13 protein-coding genes are annotated in these 15,835 nt (G+C 52.1%); 7 read left to right on the forward strand and 6 right to left on the reverse strand.

The genetic code is table 11. The annotated features are described in order from the left end of the window. Positions 1 to 132 precede the first annotated feature (132 nt). Positions 133 to 615, forward strand: coding sequence for a VOC family protein (locus VK70_RS06015; protein WP_025695738.1), 483 nt, complete (start codon positions 133 to 135; stop codon positions 613 to 615). A gap of 28 nt (positions 616 to 643) precedes the next feature. Here VK70_RS06015 and VK70_RS06020 read toward each other — a convergent pair whose 3' ends face one another. Continuing rightward, positions 644 to 1,441, reverse strand: a complete 798-nt coding sequence (locus tag VK70_RS06020) for a GNAT family N-acetyltransferase (RefSeq protein ID WP_025695737.1) — start codon at positions 1,439 to 1,441, stop codon at positions 644 to 646. 115 nt (positions 1,442 to 1,556) lie between these two features. Further along, positions 1,557 to 2,978, reverse strand: a complete 1,422-nt coding sequence (locus tag VK70_RS06025) for an alpha/beta hydrolase family protein (protein ID WP_025695736.1) — start codon at positions 2,976 to 2,978, stop codon at positions 1,557 to 1,559. A gap of 112 nt (positions 2,979 to 3,090) precedes the next feature. Here VK70_RS06025 and VK70_RS06030 point away from each other — a divergent pair, with 112 nt between their 5' ends. From VK70_RS06030 to VK70_RS06055, 6 genes are all read left to right on the forward strand, one after another. After that, the gene (locus VK70_RS06030; protein WP_025695735.1) at positions 3,091 to 4,491 is read left to right on the forward strand and encodes a hypothetical protein; all 1,401 of its coding nucleotides are present in this window, start codon (positions 3,091 to 3,093) and stop codon (positions 4,489 to 4,491) included. Then, positions 4,476 to 5,927, forward strand: coding sequence for a hypothetical protein (locus VK70_RS06035; protein ID WP_233277831.1), 1,452 nt, complete (start codon positions 4,476 to 4,478; stop codon positions 5,925 to 5,927). Before VK70_RS06030 ends, VK70_RS06035 begins: the two co-directional genes overlap by 16 nt. Then, complete coding sequence (locus VK70_RS06040; RefSeq protein ID WP_036640653.1) at positions 5,842 to 6,522, forward strand: hypothetical protein; 681 nt, start codon at positions 5,842 to 5,844, stop codon at positions 6,520 to 6,522. Before VK70_RS06035 ends, VK70_RS06040 begins: the two co-directional genes overlap by 86 nt. Continuing rightward, a complete protein-coding gene (locus VK70_RS06045) occupies positions 6,519 to 9,752 on the forward strand; it encodes a coiled-coil domain-containing protein (protein ID WP_025695732.1) in 3,234 nt (1,077 codons plus the stop codon). Before VK70_RS06040 ends, VK70_RS06045 begins: the two co-directional genes overlap by 4 nt. Positions 9,753 to 9,905: 153 nt before the next feature. Then, entirely contained in the window at positions 9,906 to 10,385 is a 480-nt protein-coding gene (locus VK70_RS06050; RefSeq protein WP_025695731.1) for a DUF6530 family protein, read from the forward strand. Positions 10,386 to 10,431: 46 nt separating this feature from the next. Then, on the forward strand, positions 10,432 to 10,821 hold the full coding sequence (locus VK70_RS06055) for a GIY-YIG nuclease family protein (RefSeq protein ID WP_036640652.1): 390 nt from the start codon (positions 10,432 to 10,434) through the stop codon (positions 10,819 to 10,821). Positions 10,822 to 10,988: 167 nt separating this feature from the next. Here VK70_RS06055 and VK70_RS06060 read toward each other — a convergent pair whose 3' ends face one another. From VK70_RS06060 to VK70_RS06075, 4 genes are all read right to left on the reverse strand, one after another. Then, the gene (locus tag VK70_RS06060) at positions 10,989 to 12,164 is read right to left on the reverse strand and encodes a copper amine oxidase N-terminal domain-containing protein (RefSeq protein ID WP_025695729.1); all 1,176 of its coding nucleotides are present in this window, start codon (positions 12,162 to 12,164) and stop codon (positions 10,989 to 10,991) included. Positions 12,165 to 12,245: 81 nt separating this feature from the next. Next, on the reverse strand, positions 12,246 to 13,070 hold the full coding sequence (locus tag VK70_RS26325; RefSeq protein WP_025695728.1) for a copper amine oxidase N-terminal domain-containing protein: 825 nt from the start codon (positions 13,068 to 13,070) through the stop codon (positions 12,246 to 12,248). 157 nt (positions 13,071 to 13,227) lie between these two features. Next, the gene (locus tag VK70_RS06070; protein WP_025695727.1) at positions 13,228 to 14,052 is read right to left on the reverse strand and encodes a carbonic anhydrase; all 825 of its coding nucleotides are present in this window, start codon (positions 14,050 to 14,052) and stop codon (positions 13,228 to 13,230) included. A gap of 271 nt (positions 14,053 to 14,323) precedes the next feature. Further along, complete coding sequence (locus VK70_RS06075; protein WP_025695726.1) at positions 14,324 to 15,574, reverse strand: FprA family A-type flavoprotein; 1,251 nt, start codon at positions 15,572 to 15,574, stop codon at positions 14,324 to 14,326. Positions 15,575 to 15,835 lie beyond the last annotated feature (261 nt).

Raw genomic sequence — 15,835 nt, forward strand, 5'->3', positions numbered from 1 at the left:
ATTATGAGAGCCGGCCAATCTATCGTGTTTGGACCGGCTTTTTTAGTGCTAAAAATCTTGCGAATTCTATACTTCTGGATGTACTTACACATCATTTGACAGGTATAATTAGAGAAAAAGGAGCTGAATCCTATGCAGAAGATTGCCCCTTTTCTATGGTTTGACGATCAGGCTGAAGAAGCGATGAATTTCTATACCTCAATCTTTAAGAACTCCACAATCAAGGACATCAGACGCAGCGGTGGAGAAGGACCTTGGCCCAAGGGGACGGTCATGTCCGGGACGTTCGAGCTTGACGGCCAAGAGTTTATGGCGCTTAACGGCGGACCGCAGTTTACTTTTTCCCCGGCTGTATCGTTCTTCGTAAACTGTGAAACGCAGCAGGAAATCGACGAGCTGTGGGAGAAGCTCTCCGAAGGCGGGGAGAAGCAGAGATGCGGCTGGCTTAAGGATAAATTCGGACTTTCTTGGCAAATCGTACCTGCTGTTTTGGGAGAGCTGCTGCAGGATGAGGACGCCGGGAAATCGGCAAGAGTCATGAACGCGATGCTTCAAATGGACAAGCTGGAAATCGATATTTTGCGGCAGGCCTATGAGGGCGCCCGCTCTGAATAATTTTTCTCCCGGACTGTTCTGGTTTGTTCTATCCCTCTAACCGGTAATAAGGAATGCGAACCGTCGGTATAAATCCGAGCTTTTGCGCCAGATAATAAGAGCCTTCGTTCCCTTGGCGGCAGGACCAGACCGGCTCTAGGCCAGCTTCCAGACAATAATCGATCAAGGCCGAGCATACATGGAAGGCATAGCCTTGTCCCCTAAATTTCTCTGGAGTCTCGATTCCAATCTCCAACTGATGATCTTCAATAAATGCCGCAAAGGCAGTTGAAGCCGCTTCGCCGCCTTCCATCAGCGTATATCCAATCCCCCGCTTGGCGAACTGCTCCGAATCACTCCAGAAGTGCTTCGGAGTAACACTGCCCTCCATCTCCCGGAATATCTCCCGAGTCGTCGGCACAATTACGTAATCGCTCTTCCCGTACTTCTTGACAGCCTGCTCATAACGGCTGCGGTCAAACGCAAAATTGACTCTCGTATCCTCCTTCTCCTGCACCGCAGAGTCCGGGCCCTTCATTGAACGGATAAGAGGGTCCCAGGAACGGGGATATACCTGCAGCCATCCAGATTTTTGTCTTGTGCTATTAGTGTTCGATAAATGCTCAACCAGCTTATGTCTGAAAGACTCGCGATCCGTTTCTCCAAACAGCAGCGCCATTCCGTAAGGATGGACGATGTAAAAGACAGCCGGGTTGTGCTGGTCATCGGCATATACCTCGCCGGGAATATGTTCGCGTATTACGGCCTGGGCAAACAGCGTATTGATGGTCACCCCTCGCAGCGGTTCCTCCGCCTTAGCGTATTCGTGAGCGTCTAATCTGATCATGAGCCTTTTACGTCCTTTCTTTGATATGGGATAAATACTAATTTATGTATTATACAAGAGTTAAGCGGTAGAAGCGATAAGAAATAGCAGCTTCAAGGCGCAATCCGGGTGTGCTTTATTTCTGGCCAAGGTGTTCCTCAAAAAAGGCGACCGTCGCCTTGTTAATCGTCCTATGGGTACGGTGGGGGTCCTCCGTTTGTCCGTTAGTCCAGACCATCATGGGGAACCAGAGATAAAAGTCGCAGAAGCTCAGATGGGTCGCGTGAGGAATGATCAATTCCTTCCCTCCGTTCCGCAGCGCTTCTTGTTTACGCAAAGGGATTTGGCGCAGCTGCTTGTCAAAGAGCTCGCGAGTCAGGCCGGCGGCAGCCAGCTGGCTGTCCGTCGGTTCGGCTGAGGCACCCGCAGGCTGGGGCGGCAGGTCTGAACTCATTAACAGGAAGGGCCGCGGCAATCCCCGGCTCAAATCCCCTTTGCCGAAAAAGGTGCCGTCCATATTGATCGCCGCTTTGACCCGCTGGTCCAGCAGCAGCGCCTGGGCGGCGTTAGCGCCCCCGAAGGAATGGCCCAGCATGCCGATGCGGCTTAAGTCGAGAGCGCCCGTCAAAAGCTTTTTGTCGTCCCGGCGGTTCAGATCCTCCAGCCGATCCAGTACGAAACGGATATCATTTAGCCAGACTTTGTCGATGATATCGTCCCAAGCGGGGATGTCCGAGGGCTTCGGCTGGTTGGGGGACAGGCCGATATAGTGTCCTCCAGGAAATACGGTTGTGAACGAGCTAAGGGTATGTTCAACGGCAACGACGATAAAGCCGTGGCTGGCCAATTCTACAGTTTGGAAGGTGTTGGTATAGCGCCCTCCGGGAAAACCGTGGGAGAACACAATAACCGGATAGGCCGTCTCCCTCTTCGATACGGGCGGCTCCTGATAAGCGTAGGTCTTAGCCAGATTGAAGTAGCTGAACAGCTGCTTCGGTATGCCGTATTGTTTGCCCAGCGCTTCGGCAATGACCGGCAAATCCGCCACATAAGGTGCTGCCGGTACGCCTTCGGTGTGATCGGCGGGATACCAAATTTGAACGTTTAAGGCCCGATTGTTCCCGGGCACGTTCTCATAGGTTTCCTTTCGGCTAGGATCGATCCAGTGGTACTGGACGGTCCCGACATTATAGGAGCCGGTAGGCTTCTCGAAAGAAGGAACGGGCAGGGCGAAAGGCGGCAGCGCCGTCAGCAGGCTGTACACCAAAAGAAAAGCAGTGATTCCCGTGCGCCGCAGCTTACTCCGCTTGACAGGAGGCTGCACGGAGGAACTCCCACGGCTGAAGCGGACGGCGGCGTGAATAGCTAGGACGGCTGAGATCACGTATGCCGGCCACATTTGAAACCGATAGCCTTCAAGTGCCAGATGCAGACTAATAGCGGTTAGGGAGACGGCGGCCGCCAAGGCTGCGCTGCGTTTGCTCCGCAATCTTCCAAATGCCAGCAGGGTCAGAAAGAACAGGTTCAGCACAATCAGCAATATTTCGAACAAACGCATGGAATCGCTCCTTTATATGTGGAAACGGCTTTGTCGTCTCCTTAACTGCATAACTCAACTCTTGTATTATACTAGATCATAGTAATGCATATCGATAAGGGGATGTAAAAGCTTGTTAAATACGGAGATTATCGATTTCATATGTACTCATTATTTATCTAAAGGCTCGGAGCTTGAGCAAGCGACTCTCAGTGAATCAGGCAGGCGTTTCGAAATTGATATTTTCAAGGCAGGCTCAAGAACACGCAGGCGCATAGGAAAAATCACCGGCGGGCATACGGATACCGATCTTGCTCATGAAAATAGTGTCCCTGAAGTGCTGGAACGGCTGTTTCATAGCCCAAGGGTCCGGAAGAGCGAGCGTGAGCTGCTGCGTGAAATCCGGGATGCTTCGCTGTGTAATGGCGGATTGGCGGAGGGATGGATTATGCGGAAAGACCGGTACGAGTCCGATGGGAAAACCGTAGCACGGACGGAGTATGTTATGGGGTATACACTTTATATTCATCTGGAGCGGAAAAGAAGACGAGCACAGGAACGGGAGAAGCAGACCATTGCGAACTGGAACGCGAGGCTTGGAACCATACTGGAAGAGCGGAATAAAGTCCCGGATGGCCGGATCGGGAAGGAAAACCGGCATTTATTGTGGAATTTTATAGAGGATATGGCAGCGAAGCTCGAACACTGTTCCGATTATAAAGCTGTCTTCAAGGTCATTTGGAACAAAGAGCAGCCATGGCAGGGCAGAAAGCTGGAGTTCTATGTTGATTTTATTATCGCATTGGCCGAAATCGCAACCGCCCGCGCTCATTTTGACTGGAAGGAGATAGGGGCGCGTTACTACCGGGAAATCGGCGGTTCGAAGCGCTTTGATCCCTATAAGGCGGATTTTCTGGAGGCGGCGGAGGAACAAATCGGCTGTCCTCTCCCGCTGATTGGGCTGTGCAGCGCCGGAACGGTTACCCCGATTTACTTTGCTGGAGAACTGAGCGGCAGGGGCGGATTCGCTTATCCGCAAGGCTTTTTGCATGCGGTTACGGATGTGACCGTTTGGAAGACCGAATTCAGAACCGGCTGCCATACATTATGGCTAACTGAGAATCGGGCCGTGCTCACCCGGATGAGCGCTGAACCGGACTTTCTGCTGAACTCGGGCAGTTTGATTATCGGGCTGGACGGACAGCTTAGAAGCGGACACCGTAAGCTGATCAAGGATGTATTAACCGGCTCGAAGTCGATTGGGCAGGTCATTGTATGGTGCGACGGCGACAAGTCCGGGCTGGACATCGCAAGAAACGTGCATGCCTTGCTGGATTCGGCGTCTCCGGAGGCGGTGAAATGGATTTTGCCGGCTGCCGGAGACCCTAAGGGCAACGATCCGCGCTCCTGTCTTTTCCGTACATGGGAGGCTTATGAGGCAGCGGCGCTTGCCGGACTGGACCGGAACGAAGCAGATGAGCAGGAAGCGGAAATGGGGGATACGGACATTTGGAACATGTGGATGGATCTTTGATTTCTATCTTTGGCGGCGAGGTGCCCGAACATCTTCGCAAGGAATCGCTACGCGATCTCGTCAAGCTTGCGGGGGTGCTGACCGAACTGCGGGAATACTTCGAAGAACCGCTGAAAGTGCTGGAGATTTTAAAAATGCTGAACCTGATCCAGCAGGAGGCGCTTGGGCTGGATGAACCGCTGGAGGATGCGGACGCGCTCTTTTACCGGTTCAGGAACCGCTATGGATACGAGCCCGGAATTCCGATGGAGCGTCTCTTGAATGTGCTGCAAAAATACAACTGGATCATCCGCAGCAAGCGGAGACTTACGATGATGGATGTCGGCAAACGGATGATGGATATGCTGATTCGTCTGGCGAATGATTCGTTGGCTTACTATATGCAGGATGACGTAGCCCGCTCGCTGTTTCAGGCAAGAAGGGATGCGGATCTCAGCGAGGCCTACGACGACAAGGGGATTTCGGGCGGAAACCGGCTGGCCAGCATGATCCGCAATGCCACCGATGCCGTGGACAAGCTGAAAGAGCGGCAGCTCGAACTGCTCGCCGACCGGAATGCCCTGCCGCAAATCCGGATTATTGTAGATCTGATGGATGAGCTCAAGGTGCGGATGAATGAAAGGCTGGATAAATTCGCTACTTTTGAGGAAGGAATCTCTTTTTCACCTTTGCTCAAAAAAGGAACGGAAATCATGCTTGAAGGAACGCAGGTGTCTTTGGGAACCCTGAATAAGTTTCTGGGCTTCGCCCACTTGCAGCAAACCGAGATCCGGTCCGAGATTTCCCCGCAAGCCATCCGCCAGTTTATTATCCGTTCCTTCTATAAAACCGCCGATTCCGAACTGCCGAACGCTCATGAGATCTTGAGCTTTCTGGAGCAGGACCGCTCTCCCGGAGAGCGTCTCGACGGCATGTGGGTGCCCGTTCAGTTCGCCTCTCCCGTATCCAATCTTCAACTTGCCGGTACCGTAAGCTATCTGGAAAGCTATGTGCCTTCCACAGGGCCGATCCGGGAGCGTCTGGAGCCGGAATATGCGGAAGCGGAAGAATGGACCGAGGAGGAGCTCGGCACTCATTTGGCGCAGATCGAATGGCAGTTGACCAAGGCCCGCATTCGGACCGACGAAGCGGAGCGGATTCTGCTGAAGCGGGATTGCGTCGGTCTGGAGCAGCTTGTGCTGGAGGCGGGCTCGGAGCGCTGGAGCGATGCCTTGAACGCGCTGCTGGCCGTTTCCGCTCTGGTGGGCGGGCAGCGGGCGGCGATTGAACCGGGAGAAGACCCCACCCCGGATTTTCAGGCACTCGGCGCGCATACAGAATGGCAGCTTGTGAGCGAAGGAGGAGATCAGCATGTCGTTAGAAGAACCGGAGAGCTTACACAGCAATCTGCCGCTGGGGGCGATGGAACGGCTGTCCGCGGTGCTCAGTCCCGATGAGGAATATGCATTTGTGCAGATTATGTTCTCGTCGTCGGCTGCGGTCCGCAGCGGCAGCTTCGGCCTGTCCCGGCGCGAGGTGATGAAGATTCTGAAGCTGGAGCCAGGGGATGAGCAGGGATTTGCTTCTTTTGTGAAAAGGGTGAATCAATCGGTAGCCCGCTATTACAGGCTTATCTATGATGAGCGCAGAGACCGGGCGGTCGTGCTGATTCATGTGCCCGCCAGACAGGCGAGAGAGCTGTTGTCCTCCGAGAGTCTGGCTCTACTGATGTTTATTTTTTATCACCAGGAAGTGCTGCAAAATGATTACACCCTGTTTACCCAATTGCTGGAGGCGTTCGGGCATGAATCGCTGGATGTAAGGCGGAAAATCCTGGCGAATCTCGATACGCTTATCAAGCTGGGCGCCGTGTCCCGCTATGAGAATCCGTCCAATGAGGAAGCCTATGCCCTAACCGCGATCGGGGCGCGGCTGTTCTCGGATTCCTATCTGAAGCGGTTCGCGGAATTCAGTCATTCCCAGCAATTGAATATGGACGATGTGCTGAAGTTTTTTAAACGCTACAATCTGGAGGCAGGTGAGGGATATTGAACCCCTGGGCGCTGGAATTTAGCGGCATCCGCGATTTCTCGGATACGAGGCTAGAGTGGGGCGGACCGGAAGACCATGTGCTGATCGGCGGACCGAACGGCTCGGGCAAATCAACGATTACGTTCTGCCTGGGAGCAGTGCTGGCTTCCACCAAAGTAGATTTAGAGGGACTGCGTTCCCGCAATCTGCCGCCGGACCGTGTGTGGCGGGCGACGATTCAGCTTATTTTTGCCAACATCGGAACAAGTCCCGTCGACGCGGCCGCGTACATCGGCTTTCGGCTGAATCTGGAGCAGAAACCCGGCGATCCCTTGCGGAAGGAATACTTTATTTGCGAGGGCAATGAGCCGTGGAAATGGAATAAAGAGACCCGCTATACGCCGGGAGACAGCACGAACCATCTTCATGAGTACCGGCATCAGCTCCAGCATAAATACAAAGTGGACCCGGATGCCTTTTACCTGATCTGGTATCAGCAGGATGTGAACCAATTCGCTGTGATGCGGCCGGAGGAGCGTTTCCGTATTTTCAGCGAGATGACCGGTATAGAGCGGATGCAGCACAACTGGGAAAAGGTGAAGGAGGAACGCAAAGACGCGCAGTCGGCGCTTCAGACCGCTGAAAGCAACCAACATTCGCATAGGCTGAACCTGGGCAACTGGCAGCAGGAGCGGGACCGGCTGATCAGCCGGAACGAACGGCGCAGGCTTGGTCTGAAGAGCGTACTAACCGCTTCAGCTGCCCTTGAGCGGCTGTACGGCAGGGAGCAGGAGCTTCTGAAGGAGCAGACGGATGAGCTTGAAGAGCGCCATACGGATGAACTGGACCGCCGGATGAAGCTGGAGGAAGAGCATCAAGCTTACCTTAAGGAGCTGGAAGAAAGAACACGGCGCATGGAAGAACTAACCCGGCAGCTTGAGGAAGTGGAAGGCGAAGCGTCGAAAGAGCGGGCCCTGCGCGGGCAATTGAATGACGAGTACCGTCAGCTTGAAGATATTCTCAGGGAGCTGGACAAACAGATGCGGGCGATTCCCTACTCCAGAGCCGAGGTGGAAGAACGGCTTGCGCAGGACCGGGCAAAGATGGGGGATACGGAAGCCAAAGGCCGGGAGACGGAGGAGGCTTACAAGGAGGCGCAGACGCATCTGGACTGGCTGGCCGCTGAAATCGGCAAGTTGGAGTATGCCCTGGAGGAAGACTTCCGGAGGCTCGGCGATGCCAAGAAAATGCTGGCCCAATACGGGGGAAGCGCCGCTCTCGAACGGGAAGCGGAAAGTCTGGAAAGCAAGCGTTCTTCCCTGCGTGACAGCGGGCGCGAGTTGGAGCTGAGCATCCGGTCGCTTGCGGACGAGCTTGAGGCGTTGACCAAGGGAACCGGGATGTACAGCTTGAGGCAGGAAGCGTCTATCCGCCGTCTGCGCGGCAAAGGTATGACCGTCTATGCTCTTCGCGATCTGCTGGAGATGGATGAGCATATTCCGCTGGAGCGGGAGGATCAGCTCGAAGCTGTTAAATATACGCTGTTCGTGGATGCAAGGGGCTTCGCGGCTCCGACGGATGTCTACCATGTGGAGCTGCCTTCAGTGGTACCGGAACGAACGGCGGACGAGCTGGCTCTACTTGGACTTCGGGTGAAAAAGGATCTCGACGACCAGACCTACGCTGCGGCCCAGAAAGCGTTGTGGTGGGTCGGGGAGCTGGTATCCGGCTCCGATTCTTCCAGGCCCCGGCTGAAGAATGGCCAGCTTGTCGATTCCCTGGGTCGGAGAGGCCCGCAGGAAGACAAGCGGTGGATTCTTAACCCGCGCGGAATCAAGCTGCGGGCGGAGCGCGCCCGGCAAGAGCTGGGGAAGCTGGAGCTTCAGCTTGAAGCCGTCCGCCGCAATCTCGCGGAATGCGAGGAACGGCTGAATCTTATCCGTTCGGTACTTCAGCTTATTAAAGAGGCGGAGACGGTTGTGGGCGCCGTCGCCGAGCGGGATTTGCGCGGGCGCGAACTGGACCGGAAGGCCGGAGAGCAGAGGAAATGGATGGACATCCGGAACCGTTCTGCCGAAGAGCGGCAGAGATTGAATCTGGCGTCGGCCGAGCTTGCGGTCCGGCTTGAAGCTCTGGAAGGCTACCGGCAAGTCTACGACCGCGCCGATCAGGAAAGCTCGAAGATCGAGCGGTTCGGGCAGCTTGGCAGAGAGCTGGAAGCCTCCGGAGAACGGCTGCAAGGACTGGAGAGAGAGCTTCAGGACCTGCTCGCGGAAAGCGACCGGCTGGACCGCTCGTTGGAATCGACGAAGAGGCGGATCAGGGAGAAGCACCAGTACATTGAAGAGTCGAAAAAAGCGCTGGAGGCGCTGGGCAGGGAGAAGCAGGAGCAGTTTGAGCGCCTGGAAGTTATCCAGGAGAACCGCGCTGCGGAGCGGCAGTTCTACAGCGATTGGACCGATCGCCTGCGAGTGGTATATGCCGGGCTTCTTGAGGAGTCCCCGGATTTTCCCGACGTACCGGACTGGAATCCGGCGCAGGCCAAGTCGCATAAGGAAGACGCCCTTGTTCAGCTAAACCTGGCGCTGGGCGAAACCGTCGACGAGAACGCGCTTGAAAATTACGAGAAGGTAAAGCAAGAGTTTGAACGGGGCGAGCAGGAGGTGCAGGACGCCCGCATGCTGCTTCGCCAGCTTGAGGAAAGTCTTGCCGAACTGGAGGAGAAGCTGGTCAGCACGACCAATTATGAGATCAAGCGGGTGGGCAGCCGGTTTGTCCGCTACATGGACCAGTTCTCGTTCGACGGCGAAGTGAGCTGGGACATGCAGGAGATGAAGCAGGGGAATATCAAGTATTACCTGAACATCAAAGCCAGAAAGCAGGGTCACCGCGGCCCGCTGGAGGAAGTCGGCATGAAAGGCCGGGGCGGACGGGTCGGCAAAGGGGTGTCGGGCGGCGAGGAATCGCTCAGCTCGCTTCTGTTCGCTCTCGCGCTGCTGAAGACGATTCAGGCGGAGCCGGGATACATCGTGCTGGACGAATTCGACAGCGCCCTGGACGAAGGCAGAAAATCCAAAGTATTCGCGCTGTATGAGCAGGAACTGTCTAGAAAAATGATTATCCTGTCTCCGAAATCCCATGAATCGGATTATTTGCGGCATTTTAACGAAGCGTTTGTCGTGTATCATGACGCAAGAATCCCGAAAAGCGCTGTAATTAGAATTAAGAAAAAAGCTGAAAATAAGGTCTAAAAAGACTTGAAGTTAACGTCTGGGATGCGGAAACCCAGGCGTTTTTTGTTGACTTCAGCTGCAAATTGGGCTACTATAACCCTTGTTACTGACTTAGTAATTTAGTAAATTAGTAAATGTGGAACATTTAAAAAGGGACAGGTGAACAAAAAAATGAAAATTCCGACAACGCTAAAGCATAAACCGGTTATCGTATCCGAGAATTACGAGAATGTGGATGGCAGATATGCGAATCAATCGGACGCGAAGGGATTATCGCTCGGATTGGCTCAGTGGAACGACCGGGGGAAGGTCGATATTTCCGCCAAGGTGTGGCGGCATACGGGAGAGAAGTGGTCCAGACAATCGGAGGAACTGCCGCTTCACCGGGTGCTTGACCTTGCCATTCTGGTAACCAGAAGCATGGTCCATTTCCGGGAGGCTTACCGGTATCAGAATCTGTATGATCCCGAGAATCCGGTGATTGACCGCGTGGGTCTGCAAGGGGATGCGATGACTGTATCCGTATGCACGGACAACGACAGAATCAACGAAGATATCAAGCTGTTCAGCCAGGCGCTGAGCGATGACAGCGAACTGATCGGCGAGCGTCTAAGTACGCTGTCCCGGATTTTGAAGGAAATGAGCTACTAAAGTTGTCCTCCAAGATACCCGATTTAAGAACGAGGGAGGAAATACAATGTCTCTGGATAAGCAAAAGAAGAAAGAGCTTGCCTCGGCATACGCGCAGTCGTTTCGGCCGATGGGCGTTTACCAGATACGAAATGTGAAGAACGGTAAAATCTTGGTGCTCGGCAGCATGGATCTGACCGGGGCCAAGAACCGGCTTGAGTTTTTACAGCAGACGAATATTAACAACATCAATGAACTGAAGCAGGACTGGAAGGAATACGGCGGCGACAGCTTCGTATTTGAAGAACTGGATCAAATCAAGCCGCGTGAGGAAATCTTGAACGACATTTCGGAGTTAAATGAGTATCAGGAAGAAGTGGATGCGCTGCTTGAGCTGTGGATTGAGAAGCTGCAGCCCTTTGGGGACAAAGGGTATAATAAGCCGAAGCGGAAATAATATAACATCTGCCGAAGCCGCCTGGCCCGGGCGACAGATTACGCGCACTGCATGAAGGCTGCTCCAGTTCATCTCATGACTTGTGGGCAGCCCTTAGCAGTTTACAGGAAGCGAATGTCTAAACCGGTAAGAAGTACGAGACGAGATTAGAAGTCAGGTCATGTTTCTTACTGCTGCGGAGCGGCGGGTAGTATATGCGTATACTTAACGATTTCATGTCCCGTATTATACGTAAAAGTCAGTGTATCTCCGCTCCGTCCGGCAAACCGGAGAAAATCCCCCAAAAACCACGGATCGCCTTCCTCGATTTCCCGCTGCCGATCCGCATCGAAAAATTCCCGGTACAGCAGCGTGCTTGCTCCGGTCGAGCGGTCGACAAGTGTCAGCAATCCGGTATTGGAAGGACGGATCAGCGCGACATCTGAATAGAAGGCTTCTACGTGATAGAGCGTATCGGCGTTTTGGGTGGCGTCTGCATTCATTAGCTTGGCCAAATCGACCGTCTCCGCCACATTGCCTGTGCCATCCTCCACAAGCCGCAGCGTTCTGCCGTCGCTCAGCAGCAGCTTCCCGTCAATCCGGGCGGCAGGCTCCCCAAAGGAAGCGCGGCCAGCAATTTGTCCTTTTCGTATGACGGCGCCATTTCTTAGCACAAAGGTAAAGTAGGCTGTATTGACATGCGGCTCGCCGTAAATATTGCTGATGCGCAGAAGAAGCAGACCGCCCGATGTACGCTCAAATGTAAAGTCGACGACATCAAGATTGGTGCCGAGATCGGCGATTTTAACCTTTTCGCCTTGCCGGGATGATTCATACAATTCCCCGGTATCAAGCGAAACGGAATATACGGTACCCTCGAACGTCTCCGAATAACTGCGGTATAAATGTAGTCCGTTAGCTAGAAACGTGCGCTTCTTGTCATCCCAGCGGACGGTGCCCCCTTCGAGCGCTTTTACCATAAACTTCACTGGAATATAAAGCTCCTTGTTATAAATAAAAGGAACACCTCCGATGCTGACAGCCTTGCCGTCAAGCACACCGGTTCGGCTCCCGACCCGAACTGTGAAGCTTTTCTCCCAACCGGTAAATTCGGCGCGCTTATGCGTCTGATCCCACGTGATCTTAAGCCCGGCTATCAGGGCTGTGGAAGCGGCCAAATAGGCGACGCCATCCTTGATGATGGCATTGCCGGATGATCCCATCGTCAGCGTGCCGCCGTTTGTGAACGTAAGCTGAACGTATGCGGGTACCGCCTCCGCTTGCGCCGTTGAGGGAGGAAGAATGCCGCCGGAAAGCAGCAGCGATGAGACTATGGCACTGATGAATAGCAATCTTTTTTTCATGAAGATCAATCCTCCTTTCTGTTGTTGATTGACTGCCCTTTAACGCAATGAGGCCACTTTTTTGAGAATGATGAATAGGGTCTATTCCTTAATTTTCGGGAAACTGAAAATGTATTCAATATCTCCAATGCTTTGATTACTAATGGTGAAGTTATGTGTAAAAAATCCCCCTTTCTCCAAAGTCTGATTATCCGTTATATCGGGATTAATTTTTTGGATCTCATTTTTTAATACCAGCCACATCCCCAAATCAATATTTGAAAATTCGACCTTTTGACCCAATGTATTTCTTGATTCAATTCTCATATTGACTTCATATTGTGCCTCTTCCATTTTTAAAAATCTGGGGAAAATACCATAATATTTATCAGTTGCAGATTGTTCAGTTATTCTCATTTCCCTTATTTGTTGCAGAGGACCTTGGGTCAGAAAACGATCATCCTTTAAAACAATGAGTGCCCCTCCTCCATTCATGGATTGCTGTTCTGAACGAATTCGAAAAGTATCAATAATCGATTTTAATGGGATAAAGACGCTGTTTGCCTTCATAACAGGATTAGTATCCATTTCTTTTCTTTCACCATTTATGTAGACGGTTTTAGAGTTCAATTTTAATTTTAACGATTGCTCTCCCGATTGAATCACTGCTGTTTTATTTAAAGCATCATATGTTGCTTTTGCTCCAAGCAATTTTGTAAATGAGCGTAAAGGCACCATCGTTCGATTATCGTCATCAATGTAAGGAGCTTGAGGCGTAGTATACAGCAAATAAAAACCATTAATATTAAGTAAAATCTGCTGTTCATAACTTATATCCCTAGTATAACTTTCTGCATGAACGGGGTTGTTAATCGTAAGCAAAGACGTAATAAAAACGATCAGCAAAAACGTATTTCTTATTTTCATTTTAAAATTCTCCATTATATGAGATTGTTTTACAATTTACTCCATCCATAATTAGACGTATGCTTATATAAAAAGTTTCTATTTTTGGCGGGGAGCTGAAGAAAATAGACCGTGTCCCCTTGCCGGGACGACGGTCTAATGCTTTTTAATACGGATGTTACCCCTCCGTCTCAAGAGTCCGGCCGTCAAGCGGCTGAACCGGACGGTTATCATGCGGGAAAATGCTTCGGAAAGCGCCAATCTGCGCCTCGGACCATTCGACCGGCTGCTGAAGCAAGATCCACTGCACCCCTTCGGTGCATGGCGGCGTCGTTAGCGATCCGTGATAGCGGTAAGAGTGAAGATCTCCCGGCAGGAGAGCCTTAAGATCGAATTTACCGTCAATTGCTACTGCTTCTTCGCTCTCTTTCTGGGGAAGCCGGGACCACAGTTTATTCAGTTCCGCGTTCTCCGCGCCGCCGTTAATCAGGACGCCGAGCACCGCAGTATCTCCATCAGCGGTCTTGTGAACGAAATGCAATTCCATCTCATCATGCTTGCCGCCTACTTCATGCTCGCTTGGCAAATGAAAGTGGAACTGCTTCAGCGTATAGGTCTTTCCCTCCAGAACAATGTGGTTGTTCTCCCCCGACACATTTACCTGTATCGTATGGCCGTTGTTGACGAGAGACACTTCCGTAGGCGAATAATCGACTTCCACTGGAGAGAGGCTGGTATCCTTTTTCACATCGGCAGCCTCAATATCGATGGGCGATTGTTCCTTTCCCACCTTACAGGTCCCGAAATCTTCTTCAAGTTCGCCCCAATGTTCAGGTGATGTCTCTCCCTCATACGACCAGTGAACCTTAGCGGCCTGGGCCGCTTGCGTGGGCGGATGGCTCTCCGTGTTCTGTAAGGTTTGCTCCTTCTCCGCGCAGCTTGCCAGCAGTCCCATCATCAATCCGCAGAGCAGAAGCCGGGAATACGGTTTCATTAAATTCATTCTCATTTCTCCCCCCCAAAAAATTGTGTATTTATTCAAAATCCATATCATTCTATGTTATGGGAAAAACAGGAACAAGGGTATGCGGGCCCATTTCGAGCGGTAGTCGACTCCGGCAGCGGATGAAGCCATAGCTTGCGGTCTATTTTAAGTTCCATAAGATAGAAAAGCCTTTCATATTTATGCACAAAAAAGCTGCCTTAAGTCCTTTCATAGACTTTAGAGGCAGCTCTTTTATGATAGCATAGACAAGCTGGCAGCTTGCTTTTTGTTAGTTTCCGGCTGTTCCCGCGCTTGCCGCGACCGCTTCTTCCGTATCGGCATTCAGGGAGTCATAGATGGCTTCCACCAGCAGGTCAAGTTCCGGCAGCTGCTCCGGCTTTAAGGCGGAGTTGATTTCAAAAGGCTCGCCGATGAACTCGATTTTTTTCATACTCTCCAGGATTTCGGTCATTTCCCTTACGGCGGCGTTGGCCCAAGTATAGTTGCCCACAAGGGAAACTTTGCGGTTCTGCAGGTTCAGGGACGCCATTTCATGCAGCAGAGCCTGCATGCCGTGATACAGACCCAGGTTATAGGTAGGCGAGCCGAAGACCAGATGGCTGAATTTCCAGGCGTCCGAGATGATATAAGATGGGTGGGTCTTGGACACATCGTACATGCGGATATCCTGAACCCCCTTGGCCGAAAGCTTGGATGCGATCAGGTTCATCACGTTCTCCGTATTGCCGTACATGGACGCATACACCAGCACCACGCCGGTCTTCTCCGGCTGATAGGTACTCCACTTCTGATATCTGTCCAGAATGTACGACAGGTTCTCGCGCCACACCGGACCATGCAGCGGACAGATCATTTCGATGTCCTGCTTGGCTACTTTTTTCAGCACCGTCTGCACTTGAGGTCCGTATTTGCCTACAATATTGGAGTAATAGCGGCGGGACTCCTCCAGGTACACTCCGTCAAAATCGGTCTGGTCGGAGAAAATATTCCCCGAAAGCGAACCGAAGCAGCCAAAGGCGTCGGCGGAGAACAGGATTTTCTTCGAGACTTCATAGGTGAACATAACTTCAGGCCAATGGACAAACGGAGCCATCATGAAGCGCAGCGTATGCTCTCCGAGCGACAGCTCCTCGCCTTCTTTGACGATGAGGTAATTGTCCGGCTTGCTGAAGTTATAGAACTGCTCCATGAACTGGAACGTCTTCTTATTGCCGACAATTTTCAATTCCGGATAACGGCGGACGAGCTCCTCGATATTGGCGCAATGGTCGGGCTCCATATGGCCCACAACGAGATAATCCAGCGTCCGGCCACCCAGCACATGCTCGATATTCTCCAGAAATTGTGCGCTGATTGCGGAATCCACCGTGTCCATAAGCGCGGTCTTTTCGTCCATGATTAAATAGGAATTATAGGCAACTCCTTGAGGCAGCGGGAACATATTCTCGAAACGTTCCAGTCTTTTGTCGGTGCCACCCACCCAGTAGATCGCGGGCGCGATTTCTTGAACATTGTACATTGGTATTCCCTCCACATGCTTAAAAATTTTTCTATTACTATAACAACAAATACTGACAAAATAATTGATATATATCATGTTGACGGAAAAATCAGGCAGACAGCTGCGGAAAAAGCGGGGCGGAGACTGGAAACCGCGCAAATTTAAACTAAATATTACAATATGGAAAACTTTCGGCGCCGGGCAGCTAAAAATGGATGGAAACGCAAAAAGAACCCTGACCAGGGCTGTATTTAAAATAAAGTTCAGCTCTGGCAGGGT

Origin of the sequence: Paenibacillus durus ATCC 35681, assembly GCF_000993825.1 — a bacterium.
In the GTDB taxonomy this organism is placed as follows: domain Bacteria; phylum Bacillota; class Bacilli; order Paenibacillales; family Paenibacillaceae; genus Paenibacillus_AQ; species Paenibacillus_AQ durus_B.

Coding starts and splice junctions, on each gene's coding strand:
- VK70_RS06015 (WP_025695738.1), top strand. CDS start 133: ATGCAGAAGATTGCCCCTTTTCTATGGTTTGACGATCAGGCTGAAGAA.
- VK70_RS06020 (WP_025695737.1), bottom strand. CDS start 1,441: ATGATCAGATTAGACGCTCACGAATACGCTAAGGCGGAGGAACCGCTG.
- VK70_RS06025 (WP_025695736.1), bottom strand. CDS start 2,978: ATGCGTTTGTTCGAAATATTGCTGATTGTGCTGAACCTGTTCTTTCTG.
- VK70_RS06040 (WP_036640653.1), top strand. CDS start 5,842: ATGTCGTTAGAAGAACCGGAGAGCTTACACAGCAATCTGCCGCTGGGG.
- VK70_RS06050 (WP_025695731.1), top strand. CDS start 9,906: ATGAAAATTCCGACAACGCTAAAGCATAAACCGGTTATCGTATCCGAG.
- VK70_RS06055 (WP_036640652.1), top strand. CDS start 10,432: ATGTCTCTGGATAAGCAAAAGAAGAAAGAGCTTGCCTCGGCATACGCG.
- VK70_RS06060 (WP_025695729.1), bottom strand. CDS start 12,164: ATGAAAAAAAGATTGCTATTCATCAGTGCCATAGTCTCATCGCTGCTG.
- VK70_RS26325 (WP_025695728.1), bottom strand. CDS start 13,070: ATGAAAATAAGAAATACGTTTTTGCTGATCGTTTTTATTACGTCTTTG.
- VK70_RS06070 (WP_025695727.1), bottom strand. CDS start 14,052: ATGAATTTAATGAAACCGTATTCCCGGCTTCTGCTCTGCGGATTGATG.
- VK70_RS06075 (WP_025695726.1), bottom strand. CDS start 15,574: ATGTACAATGTTCAAGAAATCGCGCCCGCGATCTACTGGGTGGGTGGC.